The organism is Achromobacter sp. Marseille-Q0513, from assembly GCF_018195695.1.
GTDB lineage: Bacteria > Pseudomonadota > Gammaproteobacteria > Burkholderiales > Burkholderiaceae_B > Achromobacter.
In genome coordinates, this window is sequence record NZ_JAGTJY010000711.1 from 1 (window position 1) to 201 (window position 201).

Annotated in this window: 1 protein-coding gene; it reads right to left on the reverse strand. The window is 67.7% G+C overall.

From position 1 onward, the window contains the following. A partial coding sequence (locus KDH83_RS32415; protein ID WP_249205498.1) for a methyl-accepting chemotaxis protein occupies positions 1 to 201 on the reverse strand: 201 nt, incomplete at both ends.

Sequence of the window (201 nt, forward strand, 5' to 3'; positions counted from 1 at the left end):
CCCGCGCCGCTTCCACCGCCGCGTTCAGCGCCAGGATGTTGGTCTGGAACGCGATACCGTCGATCACCGACACGATCTCGGAAATCTTGCGCGAGCTGGCCGAAATCGCCTGCATCGTCGTCACCACTTCCGACACCGCAGAACCGCCGCGCTCGGCCACGTCCGACGCGCTGGCCGCCAGCTGGTTCGCCTGGCGCGCAT